Here is a 24,791-nt window from a genome sequence, read left to right as displayed (position 1 = left end):
GGGATACGGGGCACGGGAACAGCACCGCCCGCGCGACTGTCGGCGGCGACGGGCACACTGGGCGCATGTGTGGAAGGTTCGTCGTCTCCGACACCACGGCTGATCTGTTGCCCGAGCTCATGGGTGAGCTCGCGGCCCGGACCGAGCACGTCGACGAGGACACCGGCGAGGTGCACACCGGCCTCGCTCCGAGCTGGAACGTGGCCCCGACCGACCCCGTGTACGCCGTCCGCCAGCGGCACGGCGAACGGGAGCTGCCGCAGATCAGCTGGGGCTTCGTGCCGAGCTGGGCGAAGGACTTCCAGAAGCAGCGCCCGAAGCCGATCAACGCCCGCATCGAGACGGTCGCGACGAGCGGCATGTTCAAGCGGGCCTTCGCGACGAACCGGTGCATCGTGCCCGCGCAGGGCTACTACGAGTGGGTCGTGCGCGAGGACGGCAAGGAACCGCACTTCGTCCACGAACCCGGCGGTGCCCTTGCGATGGCCGGGATCGTGAGCGCCTGGCCCGACCCGACGAAGCCCGAGGGCGACCCGGACAAGTGGCGGTTGTCGCTGGCGATCATCACGCGGGACGCCCACGTGGCTCCGGGCGAGGTGCACGACCGCATGCCGGCGTTCCTCACGCCCGACGGCTACGACGACTGGCTGCGCGGCGACGCCGGCGGGCTCGGCACCGACGACCTGCTGGCGCTCCTCGACCACGAGTCGCTGGCGGTCGCGGCAGGCCTGGAACAGTACGAGGTCGCGCGCACCGTGAACAGCGTGAAGAACGACGGTCCGCAGCTCATCGAACCCGTGGCGTAGCCGGCGGGTCGACGCGCGGCCGGGCGCGCACGCGACCGGGGCAGGAAGACGGGAGGCCCGGATCACGTGCGCCTGTCGGCTGACGTGATCCGGGCCTCCCGGTCGATCCCGGTGTTACGGACGCGCGCTGCGTCGGATGCCCGGCGCCGCTGCTTCGTCGGCGGTGCGCCGACGCATCGAGAGCAGGACACCCGCCAGGATCAGGGCGAGCGCCCCGAGGCCCAGGCCGACCAGGCCGGTGGTGCCGGTGAACGCGAGCTCCGCGACGTGGACCGCGGCGGCGACGCCCGTCGGGTAGGTGACCGTGATGGTCGCCGTGACGGTCTGGCCCTCGGTGTCGGTGACGGTGTAGCCGACGAACAGGGTGCCGGTGTGACCCGCTGCCGGGGTGAAGACGACCTGTCCGTGACCGACGGTCCAGGTGCCCTCGCCGTCGACGACCACCGTGTCGACGGGCTTGCCCGTCTTCGGGTCGATCAGGTGCAGCGTCGCCGTCTCGAAGGCGGCGCCGCCGGTGCCGGAGTCGTTGTCGAGCGGGTCGATCGTGACCTCGTGACCGACGATCCCGGTGGCGGAGTCGTCCGTCGCGACCGCGGCGGCGACGACCGTCATCCTCGCGGTGGCGGTGGTGGTCTGCCCCGAGGCGTCCGTCACCGTGTAGGTGAAGGTGTCCGTGCCGGTGAAGCCGTCGGCCGGGGTGTAGACGTACGCACCGGTGCACTGGACCGTCACCGTACCGTGGGCCGGCTTGCGGTCCAGGGCGGCGGTGAGGCCGGTGCCCTGGTCGTTCGCGAGCAGACCGTGGGCGGCGTCACGCGTGACCGGGGTGCCGGCGATGGTGTGACCGGTGTCCTTCGTCGCGTCGATGCCGACGGTGACGGTGACGGTGGCGTCGACCCGCTGACCGGAGGCATCCTGCGCCCGGTAGGTCACGGTGTCGGTGCCGGAGAAGCCCTTCGCCGGGGTGTAGACGAACGTGCCGTCGGCGGCGATCGAGACCGTGCCGTGCTTCGCCGTGCCGGAGGTCACGACCGTCAGGTCGGTGCCGTGGTCGTTGCCGAGCACGCCGGGGCCCGCGACGGTGACCGGCTTGCCCGCCGTCGTGGCGGCCTTGTCGTCCGCTGCCGTCGGGGTGACGTCGATGACGACGAGCGCGAGGGCGGCGTGTCCCTCGGCGTCGTTCGCCGCGTAGGTGAACCAGTCACGGCCGGACCAGTCCGCCGGCGGCGTGTAGACGTACGACCCGTTCTTCGCCAGCGCGAGTCGCCCGTGCTGCGGCTTCGTCTCCATCGATGCCCACAGGCCGGAACCGGAGTCACCGACGAGGACGCCGTTGGCGGTGGACGCGCGCATCACCTGGTTGGTCGGCATGGTGTGCCACTGGTCGACGGCGGCGATGCCGACGAGGACCGTCACGGACGCCGTCGTGGTCTGGCCGGAGCCGTCGGTGATGGTGTAGGTGAAGGTGTCCGTGCCGGAGAAGCCCTTCTTCGGCGTGTAGACGAGCGATCCGGGCTCGGTGCCCTCGGTCACGGCGCCGTGCGCTGCGGGACCGTGGCCGGTGACCGTCAGCGTGGTGCCGTGGTCGTTGCCCGTCAGGGTGGTCCCGGTGATCGGCAGTGCCGTGCCGGCGGTGGTGTGCAGGGCGTCTGCGACCGCGACGGGTGTGACCGTCACGGTGACGGTCGCCTTCGCGGTGCCGCCGGTCGGGTCGGTCACCGTGTAGGTGAAGGTGTCCGTGCCGGAGAAGCCGTCGGTCGGCGTGTAGGTGACGGTGCCGGTCCCGGTGATCGCCGCGGCGCCGTGCCCGGGCTCGGTCACCGCGGTGACGGCGAGCTTCGTGCCGGAGTCGTTGCCCGTGACCGCGACGTCGACCGGGGTCGAGGCGGTGGTGGTCGCGGTGTCGGCGACGGCCTTCGGGGCGACGACGATCGTCACGGTGCCGGTGGTGGTGCCGCCGGCGCCGTCGGTGACGGTGTAGTCGAACGAGTCCGGACCGGAGTACCCGGGCTTGGGCGTGTAGGTGTAGCCGCCGTCCTTGTCGACGACGACGTCACCGTGCGATGGCTTGGTGTTGTCGGTGACCTGCAGGTCGGTGCCGGTCGCGCCGTCGAGCACGCCCTTGTCGGCCGGGACCGTGGTCGTGCCGTCGGCGTCGGCCGTGGTCGAGCCGCCCGCCGTGACGGGGGTGACGGTGACGGAGACCGTGCCGGTGTTGGTCAGGCCGTTGCGGTCGGTGACCGTGTACGTGAACTCGTCGGTGCCCGAGAAGCCCGGCTTCGGCGTGTACGTGACGGTGCCGTCGTCGTTCCGGATCGCGGTGCCGTGCTCGCCGCTCGCGTCGACGGGGATGTCGAGCACGGACAGCCCGGTGCCGTGGTCGTTGCCGGTCAGGTCGGCCGAGGTGACCGTCGTGCTGCCGCCTGCCTTGACCGTGATCTCGTCGGGTTCGGTGCCGGGCGTGACCGTGATGGTCACGACGCCCGTGGTCGTCCCGCCGGAGGGGTCCTTCGCCGTGTACGTGAAGGTGTCCGTGCCCGAGAAGCCGTCCTTCGGGGTGTACGTGTACGACCCGTCCTTCGCCAGCTCGAGGTCACCGTGCCCGGGCTCGAGGTCGACCGTGGCGGTGAGCTTCGTGCCCGCGTCGTTGGCGAGCACGCCCGCGCGGTCGTCCCCGTCCCCGCCCACGGTCAGGGTCGAGCCGGCCGTGGCGGTCGCGGTGTCAGCAGCCGCCTTCGGGCCGACGACCACCGTGATCGTGCCGGTCGTGGTCTGGCCGGAGCCGTCCCGCACCGTGTACGTGACGGTGTCGGTGCCGGAGAACCCGGGCTTCGGCGTGTACGTGATCGTGCCCGTGGCCGTGTCGATCGTGACGTCGCCGTGCGTGGCGCCGTCGGCGTCCGGCACGGCGGCCGCGTCGGTGACGGTCAGGTCGGTGCCCGCGTCGTTCTTCGTCAGCGTCGCGGGTGCGATGGTCGTCGCCTCGCCGGACTTCGTCGACACGGTGTCGCCGTTCGCGACCGGCTTGACCGTGACGGTGACCGTCGCCGGGCCAGTGGTGACCTTCGAGCCGTCGGTCACCGTGTAGGTGAACGAGTCGGTGCCCGAGAAGCCGGCCGTCGGCGTGTAGTCGACGGTGCCGTCCTCGGCCACCACGGCGGTGCCGTTCGACGGGCCGGTGACGATCGTGGTGACCAGGTCCGAGCCGCGGTCGTTGTGCTGCACGTCGACGTTCACCGGGGTGCCGGCGTCGGTCGTCGTGGCGTCGTTCGCGATCGTCGGGTTGACCGTGATGGTCACCGTGGCGGTCGTCGGCGCACCGGCGGTGTCCGTCGCCGTGTACCGGAACGAGTCCGTGCCCGAGAAGCCGTCGGCCGGCGTGTAGGTGATGGCCCCGGTCGCCGTGTCGAGGGTGAGCTCGCCGTGGGCGGGCTTCGTGTTCGACGAGACGGTCAGGCCGGTGCCGAGGTCGTTGCCGAGGACGCCGGTGGCGCGGGTGCCGGCGGTGTACGTGGTGCCGGCGGCGACGCGGACGGTGTCGTCCTTCGCGAGCGGGGCGACCTGCACGGTCACGGTGACGGTGTCGGTCCCCCCGTTGCCGTCGGTGACGGTGTACGTGAACGAGTCGGGGCCGGAGTAGCCGGCGGTCGGGGTGTACGTGTAGCCGCCGTCCTTCGCGACGACGACGTCACCGTGGGCGGGCTTGGTGCTGCCCGTCACGGTCAGGTCCGAGCCGAGGTCGTTGGCGAGCAGGCCGGGGGCGGTGCCGGGGGTGCCGGTGCCGGGGGTGCCGGTGCCGGTGCCGCTTCCGCTTCCGCTTCCCTTGGTCGGCGAGCCCGCCGTCGCGGTGACGGTGTCGGCGACCGCCGTCGGCAGCACCGTGATGGTGACCGTGCCGGTGATCGTCGCGCCGTCACCGTCCTTCGCCGTGTAGGTGAAGGAGTCCGGGCCGGAGTAACCGGCGGTCGGGGTGTACGTGTACGAGCCGTCCTGCTCGACCGTCAGGTCACCGTGGGCGGGCTTCGTGTTGCCCGTGACCGTCAGGCCGGTGCCGTGGTCGTTCGCGAGCAGACCCGTCTTCGCGTCCGCGGTGGCGGTCTGCCCGGCGTGCACGCTGAACGAGTCGTCGGTGCCCGCCGGGGCGACGGTGATCGTCACCGTGCTGGTCGACGTCTGACCGGAGGAGTCCTTCGCCGTGTACTGGAAGGTGTCCGTGCCGGAGAAGCCGTCGGCCGGGGTGTACGTGTACGAGCCGTCGGGGTTCACCGTCGCGGTGCCGTGGGCCGGTTCGGTGTTCGACACGACGGACAGGCCGGTGCCGCTGTCGTTCGCCAGGACGCCCTTCGCGGGCACCGTGAGCTTCGTGCCGTTCGGCGTGTTGCCGGTGTCCGAGGTCGTGGTGACGTGGACGGCCTTGAGCGTGTTGGTGAAGGTGACCATGACGTCGGTGCCGTCGGCGGTCGTGGCGGCGGGGAACGTGAAGGTGCCGGTGTTCCCGTTGCCGTCGGCGACCAGCGCGCCGGTCGTCTGGTTCCGTGCCACCCACGACGTGCTGTAGTTCGCCAGATCGGTGGTGCCCGAGGCGGTCTGCGTGACCGTGTAGTCCTTGTTCGGCGTGCTCAGGACGGCGCCGGCGCGCTGCGACTGGGTGCCGGTGTCCTTGCCGGTCGTCGTCGCCGAGGTGCCGGGCTTCGTGGGGTCGATGCCGCCGCCAGTGATGGCGAGACCGAACTGGTCGCCGGCGTTCCAGCGCTTGTCGACGCTCGCCTCACCGGTGACGGTGTCGGCGTAGTTGCAGCTGGCCAGGTCGCTGGCGGCGTAGTTGCCGACGATCGGGAAGCTGCGGACCTGCGCACCCGAGGTGGGGTCGAGCTGGTAGATCGTGGTCGTGGAGACGCTGTTCGCGGTCACGGTGTTCGACACGTACAGGTAGCCGTCGGACGAGAACGCGATGCCCGGGCTGCTGGTGCCCGCCGGCAGGGTCGCGATCGCGGACGTGGTCATGACCGTACTGCCCGAGGTGCTCGGGACCTCGTCGGTGTTGACGCGGTAGACCGTGTCGGCCGCCACGACGAAGAACAGGCCTCGCGAGCTGAACGCGAAGTCACCGTTGCCGGACTTCAGGCCGTTGATCTGCCCGACCTGGCCGAGGTACGTCTTGGTCGCCGGGTCGTAGGCGCCGAGCCAGCCGGTGTTGTCGCCGTAGTAGTAGATGCCGTTCTTCGGGTTGACCGCACCGCGGATCACGGTCCGTGTCTTGTCCGTGGCGATCGTATCCGACGCGACGTTGGTCTTCGGGTCGTACTGCCGGAGCGTGGCGCTGACGTTGTTCGACGCGGCGAACATCGACAGGCCCTCGCGTGAGATACCGAGCCCGTTGTTCGCGCCGGTACCGAGGTTCGTGACGTCGGCGGTCGTGCCCTTGGAGGCACCCGTGGTGATGTCCACCGCAACGACCTTGCCCGTGCTGTCGATGGCGTAGAGCGTGTTCTGGTCGCACACCAGTGCACCGTTCGAGATCGCGGTGACGGCCGAGGCCGGCTCGGCGGCGATGACCGCCGTGGTCGTCGAGAGCCCGGCGCCGACGAGCAGCGCGGCGCCGAACATGGCGACGGTTCGGACGCCGAGACGGCGTCGAGGCACAGCGGTGCCCTGGGAAGCAGGCAGCATGATCACTTTCGGGTCGAGACGATGCGGGCGCCTGATCCACGGCCGTCGGTTCAGGGAGAACGGTCGGTGGCGCCGGGTCGATACTGGCAGGTCTCGATACCGAAATGGGGACGGGGCGGGTCCCCAATAGGGGGGACCACTCGTTGTGGGGGTAGCCGCCCCTCAGTCCCGCGTCACCCGCTCGGGGCACACGAAAACCCCACCGGATCCGGTGGGGTTTCGGGGTTCGCGGGGCTCAGCGCGTCAGACAGCCTGCCGGATCACGTCCGGCAGCAGCACGTGCAGCCGCTCGGCGAGACGCGTCTTCGCCTCGTCGAGGGACCGGAAGTCCCCCACGTACTCGCCGAACGTGTCGGCGACGAAGAAGTGCGTGCCTTGGCGGTCGACGGTGCCGCCGTAGTAGCCGCCGTAGTTGGCGACCCAGAGCCCGGTGTCGGGCTGCGCCCAGCTGATGCGGACGCGCTCGGGCGCCGTGTCGGCCACGACCTGCGCCTCGATCTCGGCGATGACCTCGATCGTCCGGGTGTCCAGCGTCACTTCGGCCTGCTGGGGGTGATCGGTGGTCATGCTCATGGTCGTGCTCCTTCGGGCTGTGCTGCGTACTGGTGCTGCGGGCGTCGCGGACGCCGATGGTGCTGGGTGGTGCGGGCGCTGACGGGGCCAGCGGTGCGGTGGCGCCAGCGGTGCGGTGGCGCCGGTGGCGCCTACTCGACCGGTCGGATGACCGACGGGAGCATCACGTGGAGCTGGTCCTCGAGCTTGGTCTGCGCTTCTTCGAGCGTGGCGAACTCGCCGACGACGAGGCCAAAGGTGTCCGAGGCGACGAACCGGCCGTCGCGCTTGTCGACGCTGCCGCCGAAGTACCCGCCGTAGCCGGCGATCCACTCGCCCTGGTCTTCCTGCACCCAGGTGACCTTGGCGCGGGTCGGACGGGTCGAGGTCGCTGCGGCGGCTTCGAGTATCGCGATGGTGTCGACCGTGTCAGTGTCGAGGGTGACCTCGGCCTGCGTCTGGTTGTTGACGATGGTGGTCATGTCGCTCTCCTTCACGATCCGGGGTACATCTGCTGACACCAGAACGCTACGAGAACCACGACCCGAACCGCCAGCGAGGCCCGTCGATTCACGGGTTCCGTCAATGCGACTGATCGACGTCCCCCGGATTTCCGGGGCGGTGTGACGTCTTTCCGGGGTACACGCCAGTGATCGGGGTACTCGTTTTCCGGATCGGCGGCTCACGGGGTACGGATGGCTGTCGAGCCGGACGGGAGGCGCGGCTCGCTCCCGTCAGTCGGGTGACCTCCGACAGTCCACGGGTTCCAGGGCGCGCCCCAGCCACCGGGCGCAGCCGCCGGGTCGCGAGATGACTCTCGTCCACCGGCCGCTCCGGTCTGCCGGACACGACGAAGCCCCTCGGAGCGGATGCTCCGAGGGGCTTCGTGCAGTGCGGGGAGACTCAGATGGTCTCGCGCTGACGACGGACCGAGGTGCGGACCAGCAGCAGGCCACCACCCAGGACCACGGCGCCACCGGCGACCCAGATCGCGAGCATCGAGATCGTGGAACCGGTGAAGGCGAGCTCGCCGTTGCCGTTGGTGCCGGCAGCGGCGGCCGGGACGACGGCGGTGCCGTCAGCCGGGACGACGGTCAGGGCCGAGGTGGCCACGTTGCCCGAGGTCGCACCGGTCGCGGTGAGCGAGTAGGTGCCCGACGCGCCCTGCGGCAGCGTGACGGAGACCGCAGCGGCACCGGTCGACGAGGCCGTGTAGGTCTTCGAGACGGTGGTGATGGGCAGCGCGCCCAGCGTGACGGCGCCTGCACCGGTCACGGAGACGGAGACCGTCTCGTTGGCGACGAACGAACCGGCGGCGAAGCCGACGGTCGCGGTGCCACCGGCGACAGCCGGACCCGAGACGCTGACGTTCGACGCGGGCACGTAGCCGGCGGCGTTGGCAGCGGACGGAACGGCAACGAACGCAGCAGCGGCCAGGACGACCGCAGCGATGATCTTCTTCATGGATGTGTCCCCTAGACCCGATGGCTCCGCACGTGGACCCTGATGTCTCCGGCGGATGAAAGTGCGATCAGCCCCCGGACGTGCAGGCGCGATTGCGAAGTGGGCTCAATCTACCGGGGATTCACAGCTGGTGACCAGGGGTTGTGTAACCGACTGGTGAACTCCGGGGGTCGACACCGCGTCCACCGGCGTGCGGCCCTGGTCGCCCCCGCCGAGGTACTGCACCCGGATCGTCGTGCTTTTCCCTGGTGAGAGGGTGGTCTGGAACTGCGCGACTGGATGGTCGCCGTCCATCGCCGTCTGTGGAGACGCGGTCTTGCCGTCCTGAGTGGATGTGACGTACACCCCTGAAGAGGGGGCGTAGACGACGACGTTTGTCCGGACTACGCCAGGCGCGACGCCGAACGCACCGGCTCCGGTGACGTACTCCGGCAGGCTGGTCGCCGCATCGGCCGGAGCGGTGCTCGTGAGCTTGACCTCGACCGTCCACGTCGGTCGACCGTCCTTCCGGCACACCTCACTGCCCACCGAGACGGTCTTCTCGAGGTAGTAGTCCATCTTCGCGCCGGTGGCGTCGTTCAGGTAGACGCCGAACTGCTGCGAGCTCGAGTCGCTCGTCGGCAGACCCCCAGCGATGGCCGTCCCGGTGAGCTCCGCCTGCTCGCCCTTGTCGGCGCTCCAGAGCTTGACCCGCCCCTCGTGAACGCCTGTCGTCAGCGCCGCGATGAACTCCTTCGGGTCGAAGCCGCCTTTGGACACCTTCGTGAACACCGCGCTGGCTGCTGACGCGAAGAACAGGTCCTGCACCGCCGGGTCCGGGTACTTCGCGTACGCATCACTGAGCAGCAACTGCACCGCGTTGTCCGACGTCAGCCGATCCCCCGTCGGCAGGTCGACCGGGCCGGTCGCCTTGAGGATGTAGCCGAGCGTCACCGGGTCGATCGACAGCACGCCGTCGACCCGCTCCCCGAACTGCCGCTTCCACATCTCGCGCGCGAGCTTCGCCGAGGTGTCGAACCGGGGCGTCAGCGTGACGTCCTGGATGAACTCCCCCGTGATCGAGCCGTACAGGCCCTGCGTGTCCGTGGTCAGCGGCAGCACCGGGTCGTCTGCCTGGGGGAAGTCCGACGTCGATGCCTGCTGCCCGAGCGAGATCGCGCCGTCCTCGACGTCCAACAGCGCCACGGCTCCGGGGATCCCCCCGCCAGCACGCAGCTCCGCGTTGTTCTGGAAGAGCACGAGGTACTGCTTCGCGCCACCGTCGCCGAGCATCGCCGGCGCCAGCTGCACCACCTTGTCCGCAACGGCCGCCTGTTCCGACACGGACGCCAAGGAGGCCCGGAGCTGGTTCACGGCGTCCGTCACGGCCGAAACGGTGTCAGCGGTGTCGATCCGGTCGGCCGCGCGGGTCGCCTTGCCGAGCGCGGTGGTCGCCTTCGCGACCGCCGGCTGCGCCGCCACCAGGGGCTGCAGGTCGATCTTGCCGCCGTCCGGCTTGAATGCGTCGACGTCCACGTCGCCGAGGACCCCGGCGACCGGACGAACGGCGTCGGTCGCCACGTCGTCGACGATCGCCGACACCTGGCGCACGGCGCGCAGGTTGCCGCCGATGAACGGCGTGTGCTCGAAGGCGGCCCACACCGGGTCGCTCGTCTTCGCCCGAGCATCGGCGGCACTCGCCTCGAGCTTCGCCGCCGTTCGCTGCGCCGCTGCCGTGTTGCCCTTCGCCAACTGCGACCGCAAGGTCTCGACGTGCGCGACGGACGATTCGAGGTCCTGCTTCGCCAGCGCTCCGCGGATCGCCACCCAGGCGACCGCGGCGATCACGAGCAGGACGATGAAGAGGACGCCCCACAGGACCCAGCGACGTTGCGCGCGTCGTGAGGTCGGCGCGTCAGACATGGTGCTCATCTTAGGAAGCCAGCACGTCGAACTCGCGAGATCGTCCGCACAGCCTCACGGGCGGTCCGGTCTGACCGAACGGCTGACGAGCCCCCGAGTGACCCCACGAAGGACCGCTCGAGCTGCCCGAGGGTTCCGGATGATCAGTCCAGCCGCCATCGCGAGCCGCGCGAACACCCACACCCAGAGCCGGAACGGATGGTACGTCTTCCCGAAGACGACCACCGAACGCGAAGCCTCTTCGTAGGCGATCGTCGACCGAGCGCCCGTGTCGTAGCCGCCCGGGGAGACCGTGCCGCCCCTCCCGTGGCGAACGACGACGTCCTCCGCCACCAGGAACACCTCGCGTTCCCCCTGCCTGGTGAGTCGCTCGACGAACTCGATCTCTTCGCAGTACAAGAACAGCTGCTCGTCGAGGAGACCGAACTGCTCGAAGCTTCGAGACCTCGCGAGGAACGCTGCGCCGAAGAATGTCGGGGTGAATCGTCGCCCGAAAGGCGCTTCGAGCACCCCGCGACCGAGCAAGAGGTCGAAGCCCGGACGACGCAGCACTGTCTCCCGACCGTTCGGCGCTTCGGCGAGCGCGGGTGACACAACGTGCGCCTCCGAGTTCGCCAACTCCTCGACCAGAGCGCGGACCGTGCCCGTCGGCAGATCGACGTCGGGGTTCAGCACCAGCACGAACTCGTGTCCCGAGGTCATGGCCGCACGGAGCCCGAGGTTGTTGCCTCCGGCGTACCCGAGGTTCTGATCAGGCCTGACGACCACCACGCGATCACTGAGGTCGTCGAGGATGAACTCCTCATGTCGCCGCTCGCTCGCCGAGTTGTCGACGATCGTGACGCTCACGACGTCTGGCTCGAATGCCACCGAACGCGCCGCTGCCACGGCGGCGACTTCTGACCGGTACGAGACGATGACGACGGCGACCGCGCTCACAACGCCCCCGTGGCCGACCGGGCTCGGGTGTCCCAGTTGTTCTGGTCCACGAAGGACCGGACGTCTGCCTGAGTGCGACGTGGAGCACCCACACCCGCCAGGACCGCACTGACGAAGGACTCCGTTCCGGATACTCGAGAGATGTCCGAGCCGAAGTGCGCGAGCTCCGGATAGTCGGAGCACACGACTGGGCGACCCGAGACGACGTACTCGTAGACCTTGACGGGGTCAACGCCGAGGACGAGTGGCGTGATCTCGAACGGCATCACCAGGACGTCACTCGTCGCCATGAGCGACAAGACCTCGGCGTGCGGCTTCGGACCGATCGCGATCAGACGCGGGTGGTTCGGGATCCGCACGTCGGTCGGACCCACGAGTTCCACGCGGACATCCGGGTCCGCGTCGAGCAAGGCGAGGACGTCCTCGAAACGGAACCACTCCGAGACTGTGCCGATGTACCGCACCGTACCAACCTCGACTGCACCGGGGGCAACGAACACGGACTCGGCGCTTGCTCGATCGAGTGCGTTCCTCACGACCTGGGTCTTGGTCCTCGGATGCGTCGAACGGACGTCTTCTGCGATCGCTGTACTCGAGCACCACACGACCGCCGCCGCCGCTCTCAGTCGGGACTCGGCGTCGACGTCCGCCTGGGTCGCATCTGAGAACTCACGGTTGAGGTCCATGCAGTCGTAGACGATCCGCACTCGCGCAGCTCGGAGCACGCGGACGAGGCGCTGGTGTCTCGCATGGGTGACGATGACGATGTCCGGCCGCCAGAGAACGAGGAGCAAGAGAGCGGACACCGTGCTCAGTACGACGTCTGCGGCCTTGAGTCGATCGCGGAGACGTTGCGGGACGAGGGGTAGGTGCCGCACCGGAACGGCGAGCCGCTGGTCCTTGACCAACCGACCGCGCTTGACGAACAGGGAGTCGAAGAAGGCGATGTCAACGCCCTCGATGCGGCCGAGCGCTTCACTGAGGAAGTGCGGGCGCTGCTTGATCCACCGGCTGCTCACGTGTGACAGATAGGCGATCCTCATGATGCTGCCTCGTCGTACATCTCGCTGATACGGACCGCGATGTTCGACCACGCGTACGACTGTTCAACGAAACGTCGCGCCTCGGCGGCCATGATGAGCCGAGCTTCGGCGGGGAGCGCCGCGAGCTGTGAGACTGCCTTGGCCAGTTCGAGCGGCGAACGCGGCGGGACGAGCAAACCGGTGCGGTCGTTGACGAGTTCGGGGAGCCCGCCGACGTCGGATGCGACAAGCGGGAGCCCGCTCGCCATCGCCTCCAGCGCAGAGAGGCTGGTCGCTTCCAGGAGCGACGGGATGACGCACACGTCCGATGCGCGGAGATAGCTCGCCATGCCCGTGGCATCGACTGAATCGACCACCACGACCATGCCCCGTGCATGCGCCAGGAGTCCGCGAACTTCCTGCGCGTACTCGGGGAAGTCCGATTCACCAGCTCCCACGAACACCAAGGCGACCTCGGCAGGCCACTCAGGCAGCGTGATCGCCTCGGCCGCGAAGACCACACCCTTGCTCGGGGCCCAGCGACGAGGGACGATGCAGACGGTCTCCACCACAGGGAGACCCAGTTCGCTGCGGGCATCCTGTCGCTCGACGTCTCCTGCTGGCCGGAAGGTCTCTACGTCGACGCCGTTGGGAACGTAACGGATCGGACACCGCACTGCCGCTTGGTCTGCGAGTTCCGGCGACGGTCCCGTCGCTGCCTGGAACGGAGTCGTGAGCCATCTCGTGACCCACCGTCCGACCACGGGAATCCGTCGCAGGATGAGGAACTCGCCGAGGTGGTTCGTCCAGACCTGGCGCACACCGGAGCGACGGAGACGTCGCGCGATGACGGCGCTCGTCACGAAGTCGTGGTGGTGGATGACGTCGAAGCGGTCCTCCAGCCCCGCCTTCCGCAACGTCCGACCAATCCTCCGACCGATCTGGACGCGCGCGAGGAAGTTCGAGAGGAACCGCGCGCCGCCGGTGCTTCGCCGAGTCCGTGCGCGCCCCTCTGTCCCAGCCGTGTGCGGGTCGATGACCCACAGCGCGGGTCCATCGACCGGGAGTTGGCTCTCTCCCGGGCTGGTTCGCCCCACCGTGACCGCGTGACCGGCCGCCTCGAGCTCCTTGGCCAGGTTGAAGACGTGCAGCTCGACACCGCCCCGGGTCCGGTCGACGTAGCTGTTCGTCAGCATCAGGATTCGCATTGCGCCTTCTTCAGATCTGCGTGAGGAGAACGGCCATGAGGACGAGGCCGACAGCGGCAGTCGAGGCCACCATGGCTGGGCGGTCGAGGCCGAGAGCCGGCTCGGCGCGTCGGAGCAGCAAGGACGTGATCAGCGCCCGTGATGCAGTCCCGAGCGCGATCGCTGCGCCCGCCGACTCCCATCCGAAAGCAGTGACCAGCAGGAGGCAACTCCCGGATGCGACGATCACGCCGACGCTCGTCCCGGCCGAAACCGCCCCTGAGCGCCCGAGCCACATCAATGCTGCTGCTCTGTTGTCGGCGAGCGCTTGGAACGAACCTGCGCTGAGCGAGACGAGGACGGCACCCCGCACCGCATCCGCGTCGTACGTGGGAGGAAGCCAAAAAGGCAGGAGCGCGAAGACGAAGAACACGACTCCGGCTGCGACGGCCACGAGTACCGCTTGGATGCGAACGAGGTTCCGGTTGAGCAGGCTCCGCAGCTCTGTCTCGCTCGTCGCGGCTTGGGCCCGAACGGACCAGTGCGCGTCGAGGGATGCCCCGATCGTGGTCACTCCACCGATGAGCAGCGAGGCGTACTGGAATCCGGCGAGTCCGATGGGACCGGAGACCAGCCCGACGATGATCCGTGCGAGGAGGAGAGTGGCGACCGCAAGCACGAGGTGCGGCACGAGACCGAGCGCCTGCAGGCCGATGCGCAAGGGAAGCCCCTGCGCGTCCACGTCAGACCGTCGGTTCACGAGCGGTACGACCACGACCGTGCCCAGGACCAGGGCGACAACGTAGACGCTGAGACCGGCGTCGAGAGATCCGCTGATCCCGGCGACCACCGAGAGCAGGAACAGTGACAGGAACTGTGACCAGATCGTCACCGCGGCGTACAGACCGGCTCGGTTCAGTCCGCGGATGACCCCGAGACCGAGGATCGAGCAACCGGTCGCCGCGACAACTGCCGACACCCTGAGGACCGAACTCTCGTGTGCCACGGCCAAGCCGATGACGCTGGCGACCGCTACCGCGACCAGGACCACGAGCAGGAACCGAACGAGGCGGCCGTCCGCTCCTCCTGCCCTCCTGGGGTCCCTTGCCAAACGGTTCGCGACGTGCAGATGCGTACCGAGTGTCACGACGGGCGCCAGGATGCTGCTGACTGCTAGGACCCCTGAGAGCTGGCCGACGGGAGCCGGTGGCAGGAGGCGGCCGAGGAACGGCCACACGAGGAGCGTGGTCCCGACGACGGCGATCGGCCCTGCCTGGAAGAGGGCGAAGCGAACTCGTTGCGCGCTAATGAAGCGGTCTCCCCACAACGATGACACCCGGTGTCCGACGCCGTCCGAGGAACACGTGACCGATGCATGCGCAGATCACCAACAATCCCAACGTGAACGTCAAGTTGATCAGGAGGTAGGCGCCGTTTCCGTTCATCAGGAACAGTCGGATCCCGTACACCAACACGCCGGCACTGACGGTGAGCAACGGTCCACTGGCCTGTCGCAGCCGGACGACGGCCGACCGCCAGACGATCCCGAGCGCAAGCAGGACGAGAACGCAGGCGAGCACCGGCATACTGTAGAGCAGGTACACGGGGCCGCCCACCGTCACCGGCACGAGGAACGCCCCTCGCTGGATCGGCGTCCCTGTCACGACCGACGAGACCAGCTCGTCGAAGGAGTATCCCTCCGGGGCAGTCCCGAGGTAGCGGCCGAAGAGCACGCCGAGGTCACGCAACAGCACTGAGGTGTGGTCTGAGATGCCCACCGGGCGAGCGGTCAGCGCGGTGTATCCGGCGATGATCGCATCGCTCGTCGATCGCCGGATCACGTAGGCGATGCCAGCGTCAGAACCGGCGAGCGTCTGGTACTTCGAGCCGACGTACGTGACGTACCCGATGGCCACCACTGCGCCGACGGCGAAGCCAGCAAGCTGCTTGAACCCGAGGCGTCCGTACCGGATCGCCAGGCCGAGCGCGGTGATGATCAGCACCTCGATGAGGCCGCCCTTGAACCCGAGGAACACCTGGGTCACGGCGAACAGGACCCAGAGGGTCACCGCGGAGCGTTTCGAAGCATCCCGGATTGTCGCCAGGCCGATCAATGCCGCGATCGGCAGAGCGTAGAGGACCGCGCGACTCGGGAAACCGCCGAGCCCACTCGAGCCGATGTCGAACCGGCTCGTCTCGACGCTGCTGCTCAGCAGCGGGATGCCGACGGCGGAGAAGTGCAACACCGCAAGCACGCCCAGGACCAAGACGCAACCGCGGAGGAACGAGGGAAGCCACGCAGGCTCGTCCGACTCCGCAACGAGACCTCGAGAACCGACGCGACTGGCGAGGAACACACCAGCAGCGAAGATGAGCGGCGCGAGCAGCACGACAGCCGTTCCGCGCACCTGACCTCGGTCCTGCACGAGCAGTGCGAAACCGACGGTCGGCAGGATCCACTGCGCCAGCATGATCGCGGTCACCCCGAAGGTGGCTGCACGAGTCACTGGGGCCGGGGGCCGTTGCGGACCCGCCACGGAACGATCCGCAACCGTCTGACGTGGCAACAGGTCCCCTTCCGCGGCAGACCTGGCCAGTCCCGCGCTCGGTCATTCTGCCATGAAGATCCATCCGGACGAGGGTCTTTCGGCCTTTAGAATCTCGCTTGGGGGCACTTGAGCTCCCCACGTCGCTCGGAGACCCACTTGAACATCATGCCGATCTACGGCACCCGCCCGGAAGCCATCAAGTTCGCCCCGATCGTCAAGGCACTGCAGTCGCACCCGACCTTGGTCTCGCACGTCACGGTGACCGGTCAGCACCGGGAGATGCTCGATCAGGTGAACGAGGTCTTCGGGATCGTCCCGGACACCGATCTGGCGATCTTGAAGCCGCGTCAGACGTTGGTCGACATCGCAACGGCCACGATGCGTGGGCTCGACGTCCTGTTCACCGCTGAGAAGCCGGACGCGGTGATGGTGCAGGGAGACACGTCCACCGCCTTCGCAGCGGGGCTGACAGCGTTCTACCACCAGATCCCCGTCGTGCACCTCGAGGCCGGCCTCCGCAGCCACGACCTGCGCCTCCCGTTCCCCGAGGAGGGCAACCGGAAGCTCCTGACCCAGATCACCTCGCTCCACCTCGCTCCGACACCACACAGCCGCCGGAACCTGCTGGACGAAGGCGTGGCCGCCGACGCAGTCGTCGTCACGGGGAACAGCGTCATCGATGCTCTCCTCGAAGCGCGTTCTCGCGACCACGTCTCGTTCTCCGACCCTGCGTTGGAGGACGCGATCAAGACCGACCGGAGGATCCTCCTGGTCACGTCGCATCGGCGGGAGAACCTCGGCGGAGGAATGGAGCAGATCGCCTCGGCACTCAGAACCTTGGCGACCTCGCACCCGGATCTCCTCATCATCCTTCCGGTCCACAAGAACCCTGCTGTCCGTGAAGCCCTGCTGCCGGCACTGCAGTCGTTGCCGAACGTCCTGATCACCGAGCCGGTCGGGTACGGCGAGTTCGTCTACCTGCTCGATGCCTGCTCCATCGTGCTCACCGATTCCGGTGGCATCCAGGAAGAGGCGCCCGCACTGGGAAAGCCGGTGCTGGTGATGCGCGACTCCACTGAGCGACCGGAAGCAGTCGACTTCGGCGTCGTCAAGCTCGTCGGGACCGACCCGTCGGTGATCGTCCGATCGGTGGACGAACTGCTGCGGTCAGACGACTCGTACGCGGAGATGTCACAGGCGGTGAACCCCTACGGCGACGGCCGCGCGACCGAACGCACGATCGCCGCTCTCGAGGCGCTCGCTGAAGGCCGTCCTGTCACGACCGTCGCGGATTTCGCACCGGCAACGAGCGCGTGAGCGCACGTACTAGTGGGCGTCGCCGCCCGGCTGGAGGACTGCTTTCACCGTTCGCCACAGGATGACGAGATCGCCGGTCATGGACCAGTTCTCGACGTAGTACAGGTCGAGTCGGATGGCATCTTCCCATCCGAGTGAGGACCGGCCTCCGACCTGCCAGAGCCCACTCATGCCGGGTTTCAACAGCAGTCGCCGTCGGGCGGCATCGTCGTACATCGCGACTTCACCTTCGCGCTGAGGGCGGGGCCCGACGAGGCTCATCGATCCCTTCAGGACGTTGAACAGCTGCGGGAACTCGTCCAGCGAGTGCTTGCGCAAGAAATGCCCGATCGATGTCACGCGCGGATCGTTCTCGACCTTGAACAGAGGCTGGCCCGACGTCCCCTGCCGCGCGAGCAATGCCTGGAGCTCATCGTCGGCGTTGACGCGCATCGAGCGGAACTTGAGCATGCGGAATGGCTCACCGTTCTGACCGATGCGCTCTTGCCGGTAGAAGACCGGCCCCGCACTCGTCAGTTTGACGAGGAGAGCGAGCACGAGCAACACCGGCGACAACAGCGTGATGAGCAGCGCCGAACCAACGACGTCGAAGGTGCGCTTCAACAGATGCGTCGATCCTTCGTAGCGAGGCATCTCGACGTGGATCAGAGGCAAGCCGGCGACAGGACGCGTGTGGATACGAGGTCCGTTGATCTGCGTCAAGCTCGGTGCCACGATCAGGTGCTGTCGGCTGCCGTCCAGACCCCAGCTGAGTTCCCGGACGGCTTGGGCTCCGAGTTCCTCGGAACTCGTGACGGCGACGGTGTCGGCGCCGCTCGAATTGAGCGCTTTCAGTGCGTCAGGGATGCGGCCCACGATCGGGACGTTCATGCCTGCGAGTGTGTCCCCGATGATTCCGTCAGGAACACATGCCGCGACCACCCGGTACCCCTCCTCCGGATGTCGCGCGAGTTCCCCCGCGAGGTGTTCGACGCTCGGTCGAGAACCGACCAGGAGCACCTGGGCGGAGAATCGCCCGCCCTGCCGCTGAGCATTGAGCCATTGCCGCCAGATCCACCGGCTCAACATCAGGACGAGGATCCCGAGGGGGAAAGCGATGAAGATGTAACCGCGAGCGAGGTCGATCTTGAACACGTACGCGACGATCGCGACGAATGCGAAGAGACGGATAGAGGCGTCGACGATTCGCCGGTACTCCGCTGATCCGGTCCCCACGTACCGGTGGTCACGAGTGTCGTAGATCGCGAGGACGACGAGCCAGGCGACGATGATCGCGAGCGAGACTGCCGTGTACCCGATGGCCAGGTCGGCGACGCTGCCGCTGAGCGCCGCGCTGTCGAAACCGAACCAGGCGATCTGCACGCCGAAGACGACCCAGATGAGCACGAGGATGTCGGTGATCACGAGCCGACGCGCGTAGTTCTTCGCCCAGGGCACGGCGGCGGTGGTCTGTCGACTGGTGAGCGTCACCATGAGGCGCCACCGTCGCCAGAGGTGAGTGCCGCTCCGCCTGACCAGAGCCACACGGCATCACCGGCTCGCGCGACGGCGAGCGCCCCGTCCGGGTCCGCGTCCGCTGCGCACCCGACGACGGTGGACTTCGTCGCCGGCGTCACACCGACCGCGGGCAGCGACCGGATCTCCGCGCCGTCGCACGCGGCAGCGCCCACGCGTGCGACGAGGTACGAGTCACCGTCGTCCGCCAGGGACCGAACACCGACGAGCGGCACGCCGACCCAGTCGCCGTCGCCCGAGCGCCACTGCACCTCGTCGGCGCAGACGACCGCGGTCGTGAACTCACCCTCGAACGCCTCGATGGGGTCGGCGCAAGGGGAGTCGACGGTTCCGGTCGACAGGATCAGCCCGTCGGGTCCGACACCGGCCCCGGCTGCGCCGGCGGCTCCGTCCTTCCACGACCGCCCGTCGTCGACGGATGTCCGGACCGTCGGTTCGCAGTCGTCGCCCGTGCCGATGACGACCGAGACGCTGTCCGTGCCGGCGCGAAGCGCCAGCACGGCGCCCGATCCGGCCCCGAGACTGACCGGAGTCCACGTCGTTCCGCCGTCCACGGTGTGTTCCACAACCCCGTCGGTTCCGTCACACACCCCGCTCGAGGCGCGCCATGCCTCCCGTCCGTCGACTGCGGACAGCAGGCGGCGGCCGGGAGCGACCATCCCTGCGGGCTCCGCCCTGGCGGTCGCCGACGGCTTGGCCGTCGCGGAGGCCGGCGACCGGGGAGAGCTCGAGAAGGTCGGCACCGGCCCGGGAGTCCCGTTCGACGAAGGCGCCGTACGTGCCAGCGCGAGTGCGACGAGCAGCACGTCGACGACCACCAGGACGACGACGATGACGGCGACCCAGACGAGCGTGCGGCGCGAGAAGACGCTGCCGAGGGTGCGGGACCCTCGGCGCGGACTCACGTGCGGACCGCCGTCATCGTTCGGCTCCGCGCGTTGCCGCGACGCGACCGCGTTTCGGGGCCTTCGGCATGGGGGTTTCCTCGTCCTGCAGCCCGTAGCCGTACGCGTAGCCGTAGCGGCCGTACCCGTAGGCACCCGGGCCCTTGGTCGGCATCATCGTCATGACGAAGCCGGCGATCGGGGCCCCGACGTTCTCGAGCGCACTGACCGCGCCGGCGAGCTGGCCCTTGTGGGTGCGGCCGGAGGCGACGGCGACGATCGCGCCGGAGGCCTTCTTCGACAGGATGGCGGCGTCGGTGACGGGCAGCAGCGGCGGGGCGTCGAACAGGACGTAGTCGAACTGCTGCTCCAGCCCGGCGATCAGGTCCTGCATCGCGCGAGAACCAAGCAACTCCGAAGGGTTCGGCGGGATCGGCCCAGCGGGGAGCACGATGAGGTTGCCGCGGCCCCACGGCACGGCGACGTCCTCGATCGTGGCGCGTCCGATGAGCACATCGGTCAGGCCGGCGCCGCCCTCGAGGTCCATGTACGTGGCGATCTTCGGGCGGCGCAGGTCGGCGTCGATCAGGATCACGCGGAAGCCGGCGCTGTCGAGCGCGATGGCGAGGTTCGCAACGGTGGTGCTCTTGCCCTCGGACTCGACCGACGACGTCATCACGAAGGTGCGGGAACCGGTGCCGATGTCGAGGAACTGCAGATTGGTGCGGAGCGTGCGGAATGACTCGGCCCGCGGGCTACGGGGGTCGACCTGCACGATGAGCGGGCGCTCCGAGGCCTTGCTGTCGAACGCGATCCCACCGACGACCGGCTTCTCGCTGATCTTCTCGACGTCGGACTCGGTGCGGACGCGGTTGTCGAGGGTCTCGCGGAGGACGGCGACCCCTACGCCCAGCGCGAGGCCGACGAGCAGGCCGAGCACGACGTTCACCGGCACGTTCGGGCTGACCGGCGCGTTCGGCACCTGGGCTTCCTTGACGCGGGTGAGCTTGACCGTGCTCGTGCCGTCGGCGTCGGTGGCCTCGATGTTCTGCACGACGTTCGTCAGGCTCTCGGAGGTCGCGTTCGCGATGTCGGCGGCCTGCTTGGCGCTCGTGTCGTTCACGGTGATCGAGATGAGCGTCGTGTTGAGCGGCGCGTCCGAGGTGACGAGCTCGGCGAGCTGGTCGGACGTCATGTCCAGCTTCAGGCTCGAGATCACGGGGAGCAGCACGATCGGCGTCTCGACGAGGTTCGAGTACGTCAGCACACGCTGCTGCGTGAAGGTGTTTCCCTGCGCCAGGTCACTCGCGCTGCCACTGGTCTGCGTCGACACGAAGACTTGCGCCGACGCCGAGTAGACCGGCTGCTTCAGCAGCGAGAAGCCGGCCGCGGCCGCGACCCCGACCAGTGCCAGCACCAGGATGAAGACCCATCCCTTGCGCAAGACCGCTATGTAGTCGCGTAGCTCCACGCGGCACCCTTCCCCGGAAGTCGCCGCGCCCTGCAGAGTCCCTGTCGCAGGTCGACCGGGATTCTCCCAGCGTTCGGCATAGAAATAGTGCCACACGGATGAGTCCGTCCCGGGTCCGGTGGCTCTGCGTCTCTCGACGGAACCCGAACTGGGGCCTCTCGCGCTGGGTTCGGAGGACGGCGGAACTCAGAGCGCTGACGCGTTGTCCGGCGGACGGCGTTTGGTGGACAAGGAACGCCCGGTCCGGATCAGCGGTACCTCGACCACTCGATGGACTCCCCATGCCACGACGACGCAGATCCCCACTGAAAGCGGGATCCCCCACGGAGCGAACGTGACCACCCTCCGCAGGACCTCGATCAGCGGGAGGTGGATGAGGTACAGCGCGTAGCTGATCCCTCCGAGCCAGAGGACCGAGGGTGCGACTCGCGCCCCCCGCCTGAAGTAGAAGATCGCGAACAGCACGAACCCGACAGCTGCCGACAGGTTGAACCCGATGATGCCGTACCCCTCCATCGGTTCGTCCTGCGACGAGATGAGTGCGATGCTGCAGAGCGGAACGACGACGGCCGCAGAGAGCAGGTAGCCGATCCACACTCGACTTCCCTTGGTGTCGCGCAGGTAGATGCTGTGCCCGAAGGACGCGAAGAAGAGCATCAGAGGAGTGGTCGCGGGGAGCTCCTTGCCGATCGCAGCACCGATCAGAGACAACGCTCCGTACAGCGCCAGCCAGAAGTAACCGAGGTACACCGACAGCTCGAGCTTCCCCAGGTACTTGCTGACGCTCGTCTGCGCGTAGTACAGCAGCTCGGGACCGAGGGTCCAAGCACTTCCGAGGATGCTCGGCAGGGCGACGACGCCTTGCAGCATCGTCAAGTTGAGCAGGAACACCGGGACGCCGGGATCCACCAAGGGGTTCGTCGGGAGATCCACGACGATCGCGAAGGCGAGGACCAGCCAGTAGACCGGGAACAACCGCCAGAATCGCCGAACGACGAAGACCGGGATCGCCTGCTTCGACAGGGTCAGACCGATGACGTACCCGCTGACGAGGAAGAACGCGACGACACCGACGCGTCCGACGCTCAGGTATGCGAGTGAGACGCGCGAGTACCCCGGCACCCAGGCCTCGAAGGCGTGTTCGAGGACAACTGCTACCGCTGCGATGCCACGGACTCCATCGAGGAAGTCGAGCCGACCGGCACGACCGGCAACGGGACTCGCCGAACTCCCGCGAGTCGTCGACATCAGCACCTCTCCGAGCAGCGAGTGCCCACCCTGGTGAACGGATGGCCTGGCAGCAGCGCGTGACTCGCGGCCCCTGTCCTACGCCGCGCGCTCGAAGCCTAACTGACAGGCGCTCACGACGGGGCGAAGCGCCGGAGACCGCGGCCGATGTGGGGCTCCCCGCGCTGAGCGTTCTGCGTCCCGTACGGTGGCGACATGCAGCCCGAACCGGACGCGCCGACCGCCGCCCGCCCTTCCTCGGCGGTGCGGGACCTGCAGGTCATCGTGATCGCGCTCCTGGTCGCCGTGCTGCTGTCCCGGATCGTCGGTGGCGTCGCCCGGACTGGGGGTCTGCCCTCCCCGATCACGCAGGTGCTGGTCGCCGACCTGGCCGTGTGGGTGCCGCTCGTGCTCGGTGTCGGGTGGGTGCTGCGGAGGTCCTCTCCGGCGGTGCTCGTCCGCCGGCTCGGGATCGGGTGGGCCGATGCCGTCGCGGCCATCGGCATCGTCATCGTGTGCCGCGGGCTCGATGCCGTGCTGTCCGTCGCGTTCTTCGGTGCGACCGGGCTGACGCCGCAGCCGACCATCGGCACGCCGGACGTGCTGCTGCTCGTGGTCTCCGCGATCGGGGTGTGCCTGGTCAGTCCGGTGCTCGAGGAGATCATGTTCCGTGGTGTCATGCAGCGCCGATTGTCGGCCGAGCTGACGCCGCGCACGCGGTTCCTGGCGGTGCTGGTGACGGCGTTCGCGTTCGCGCTGATGCACCTGGCGATCAGCACGCCCGCGTCGTCGGTCGCGGGCTTCGAGGTCTTCGTGACGACGTTCGTGCTCGGCCTGCTGACGGGGACGCTCGTCGCGATGACCGGACGCATCGGCGGGGCGGTCCTGGCACACGTCCTGTTCAACACCGTGGCCGTCGTGCTCACCTGGCCGCGCTGACATCGATCGCACCAGCGGACGCATCGACCGGTAACGTCCTCCTCGAATGTCTCGCACAACCAGCGTCTTCGAGAGCCCCCTCGCGCGGCAGGCTCCGCTCAGCGGGCTGCTGGCGCTCAGCGCGGTCCTCTCGATCGCGGTGCCGTCGCTCGAGGTGACGGACCGCGGCCTGTTCGTCGGGAGCCTGGCGGTCACCGGGGTCGCGACGGTCGTGGCTGCACTGGCGTTGGCGCTCCCCCACGCCGTCGGGCTCGTGCCGGCGTTGCTGGTGCTCGACTTCGTGGCGATCGCGCTGTTCCGGACGAGCACGGGCGCAGGTGCCTCGGTCTTCACGTCGCTCGCCGTGCTGCCGGTCGTCTGGTGCGGGTCCCTCCGTGGTCGCCTGACCGTCGTGTACGCGGCGCTGGGAGTGACGCTCGTGATCATGGCGCCCTACTTCCTGACGCCGACGAACGTCCCCGGTGCGAGCGAGCTCGTCCGCCTCGGCGTGACCGTCATCGTGTTCGGAACGGTCGCGGCGGTCGTGCAGGAGCTCTCGCGGCGAGCGCGGCGCAACGTCCGCGCTGCCCGGCTGGGTGAGGAGCGCGTCCGCGCGGAGATCGAGCGGGCTGCCGCCGTGCAGCGGTCCCTGCTCCCGACGTCGACCGGCCACCTGGGCGCCGACGTCGCGGTGGCGGGCGCCTGTCTGCCGGCGAAGTCGGTCGGTGGTGACTTCTTCGACTGGTACGAGACGAACACCGGGATCGCCGTCACCCTCGGGGACGTGATGGGCAAGGGTGTCGGGGCCGGGCTCATCGCGGCGGCCGTGCGCGCCACGGTACGGAGTGCCCGCACCGTCGACGACCCGTCCGAGGCCCTCCTCCGCGCAGCCGACGGGCTCGCCGCAGAGGCCAGCGTGACCGACGTGACGTTCACCACGCTGTTCCACGCGCGCATCTCGACCGACGGCACCTTCCGGTGGGCGGACGCGGGGCACGGGCTGAGCCTGGTGCTCCGGTCGGACGGCACCGTGGACCGGCTCCGGTCGAGCGACCTCCCGCTCGGGATGGGACTCCGCGACGAGTGGGCGACGACCGAGGGGTTCCTCGACGCCGGTGACCTGCTCATCTCGTTCAGTGACGGTGTGCTCGACCTGTTCGGAGGCCGCGAGGACACCGTCGACGCGGTGGCCGACCTCGCACGGGCCTGCGGGTCCGAGCCCACTGCGCTCGTGGCGGCGCTGTCCGCGCGGGCGGACGAGGTCGCGCACGACGACGATGTGACGGTGATCGCGATCCGACGTGCACCGTTCCCGGCTGACACCTCCGTGGTGCCGGTCCGTCCGGTGCGCCGAGACCGAGCCTGACG

General features: G+C 68.7%; 18 protein-coding genes. 4 read left to right on the top strand and 14 right to left on the bottom strand.

Annotated elements, in window-relative coordinates:
* Positions 1 to 65 precede the first annotated feature (65 nt).
* Positions 66 to 806 carry an SOS response-associated peptidase gene (locus tag ACGH48_RS02940; protein WP_340195851.1) on the top strand — a complete coding sequence of 247 codons (741 nt, stop codon included), beginning with the start codon at positions 66 to 68 and terminating at the stop codon, positions 804 to 806.
* A 114-nt stretch (positions 807 to 920) separates the two neighbouring features.
* On the opposite strand, the gene ACGH48_RS02935 is transcribed toward ACGH48_RS02940, so the two are convergent.
* From ACGH48_RS02935 to ACGH48_RS02890, 10 genes are all read right to left on the bottom strand, one after another.
* The gene (locus ACGH48_RS02935; RefSeq protein ID WP_396290128.1) at positions 921 to 6,476 is read right to left on the bottom strand and encodes an Ig-like domain-containing protein; all 5,556 of its coding nucleotides are present in this window, start codon (positions 6,474 to 6,476) and stop codon (positions 921 to 923) included.
* A gap of 243 nt (positions 6,477 to 6,719) precedes the next feature.
* On the bottom strand, positions 6,720 to 7,049 hold the full coding sequence (locus ACGH48_RS02930) for a hypothetical protein (RefSeq protein ID WP_123310333.1): 330 nt from the start codon (positions 7,047 to 7,049) through the stop codon (positions 6,720 to 6,722).
* Between the two features lie 131 nt (positions 7,050 to 7,180).
* The gene (locus ACGH48_RS02925; RefSeq protein ID WP_123310335.1) at positions 7,181 to 7,510 is read right to left on the bottom strand and encodes a hypothetical protein; all 330 of its coding nucleotides are present in this window, start codon (positions 7,508 to 7,510) and stop codon (positions 7,181 to 7,183) included.
* Between the two features lie 421 nt (positions 7,511 to 7,931).
* Positions 7,932 to 8,492 carry a sortase gene (locus tag ACGH48_RS02920; protein WP_396290126.1) on the bottom strand — a complete coding sequence of 187 codons (561 nt, stop codon included), beginning with the start codon at positions 8,490 to 8,492 and terminating at the stop codon, positions 7,932 to 7,934.
* A gap of 105 nt (positions 8,493 to 8,597) precedes the next feature.
* A complete protein-coding gene (locus tag ACGH48_RS02915; RefSeq protein ID WP_396290124.1) occupies positions 8,598 to 10,394 on the bottom strand; it encodes a DUF4012 domain-containing protein in 1,797 nt (598 codons plus the stop codon).
* 54 nt (positions 10,395 to 10,448) lie between these two features.
* Positions 10,449 to 11,333 carry a glycosyltransferase gene (locus tag ACGH48_RS02910; RefSeq protein WP_396290122.1) on the bottom strand — a complete coding sequence of 295 codons (885 nt, stop codon included), beginning with the start codon at positions 11,331 to 11,333 and terminating at the stop codon, positions 10,449 to 10,451.
* The gene (locus ACGH48_RS02905) at positions 11,330 to 12,376 is read right to left on the bottom strand and encodes a glycosyltransferase (protein ID WP_396290121.1); all 1,047 of its coding nucleotides are present in this window, start codon (positions 12,374 to 12,376) and stop codon (positions 11,330 to 11,332) included. Before ACGH48_RS02905 ends, ACGH48_RS02910 begins: the two co-directional genes overlap by 4 nt.
* Positions 12,373 to 13,551 carry a glycosyltransferase family 4 protein gene (locus tag ACGH48_RS02900; protein WP_396291153.1) on the bottom strand — a complete coding sequence of 393 codons (1,179 nt, stop codon included), beginning with the start codon at positions 13,549 to 13,551 and terminating at the stop codon, positions 12,373 to 12,375. The genes ACGH48_RS02905 and ACGH48_RS02900 overlap by 4 nt, the downstream gene beginning before the upstream one ends.
* A gap of 22 nt (positions 13,552 to 13,573) precedes the next feature.
* Positions 13,574 to 14,689: a hypothetical protein gene (locus ACGH48_RS02895; RefSeq protein WP_396290119.1), complete on the bottom strand. Its 1,116-nt coding sequence runs from the start codon at positions 14,687 to 14,689 to the stop codon at positions 13,574 to 13,576.
* A 157-nt stretch (positions 14,690 to 14,846) separates the two neighbouring features.
* A complete protein-coding gene (locus ACGH48_RS02890) occupies positions 14,847 to 16,025 on the bottom strand; it encodes a hypothetical protein (protein ID WP_148061682.1) in 1,179 nt (392 codons plus the stop codon).
* A 231-nt stretch (positions 16,026 to 16,256) separates the two neighbouring features.
* Between ACGH48_RS02890 and wecB the strand changes: the two genes are divergently transcribed.
* On the top strand, positions 16,257 to 17,408 hold the full coding sequence (wecB, locus tag ACGH48_RS02885; protein ID WP_396291152.1) for a non-hydrolyzing UDP-N-acetylglucosamine 2-epimerase: 1,152 nt from the start codon (positions 16,257 to 16,259) through the stop codon (positions 17,406 to 17,408).
* A gap of 9 nt (positions 17,409 to 17,417) precedes the next feature.
* On the opposite strand, the gene ACGH48_RS02880 is transcribed toward wecB, so the two are convergent.
* The 4 genes from ACGH48_RS02880 to ACGH48_RS02865 form a co-directional block, all read right to left on the bottom strand.
* Positions 17,418 to 18,881 (bottom strand): sugar transferase, encoded by a 1,464-nt coding sequence (locus ACGH48_RS02880; RefSeq protein ID WP_123310351.1) that lies wholly within the window; start codon positions 18,879 to 18,881, stop codon positions 17,418 to 17,420.
* Positions 18,875 to 19,828, bottom strand: a complete 954-nt coding sequence (locus tag ACGH48_RS02875; protein WP_396290118.1) for a hypothetical protein — start codon at positions 19,826 to 19,828, stop codon at positions 18,875 to 18,877. The genes ACGH48_RS02880 and ACGH48_RS02875 overlap by 7 nt, the downstream gene beginning before the upstream one ends.
* A gap of 13 nt (positions 19,829 to 19,841) precedes the next feature.
* Positions 19,842 to 21,251: a polysaccharide biosynthesis tyrosine autokinase gene (locus tag ACGH48_RS02870; protein WP_395871129.1), complete on the bottom strand. Its 1,410-nt coding sequence runs from the start codon at positions 21,249 to 21,251 to the stop codon at positions 19,842 to 19,844.
* Positions 21,252 to 21,464: 213 nt separating this feature from the next.
* Positions 21,465 to 22,526 (bottom strand): acyltransferase, encoded by a 1,062-nt coding sequence (locus ACGH48_RS02865; protein ID WP_340195862.1) that lies wholly within the window; start codon positions 22,524 to 22,526, stop codon positions 21,465 to 21,467.
* Positions 22,527 to 22,721: 195 nt separating this feature from the next.
* On the opposite strand from ACGH48_RS02865, the gene ACGH48_RS02860 reads away from it, so the two are divergent.
* Together ACGH48_RS02860 and ACGH48_RS02855 are read left to right on the top strand one after the other, a co-directional pair.
* Positions 22,722 to 23,444: a CPBP family intramembrane glutamic endopeptidase gene (locus ACGH48_RS02860; RefSeq protein ID WP_123310357.1), complete on the top strand. Its 723-nt coding sequence runs from the start codon at positions 22,722 to 22,724 to the stop codon at positions 23,442 to 23,444.
* 46 nt (positions 23,445 to 23,490) lie between these two features.
* Positions 23,491 to 24,789 carry a PP2C family protein-serine/threonine phosphatase gene (locus ACGH48_RS02855; RefSeq protein WP_396290117.1) on the top strand — a complete coding sequence of 433 codons (1,299 nt, stop codon included), beginning with the start codon at positions 23,491 to 23,493 and terminating at the stop codon, positions 24,787 to 24,789.
* Positions 24,790 to 24,791: the final 2 nt, after the last annotated feature.

The organism is Curtobacterium pomorum (assembly GCF_044497295.1).
Taxonomy (GTDB): Bacteria; Actinomycetota; Actinomycetes; order Actinomycetales; family Microbacteriaceae; genus Curtobacterium.
Note: the sequence above shows the minus strand (reverse complement) of the source record. Positions and strands in the feature narration are given on the sequence as shown.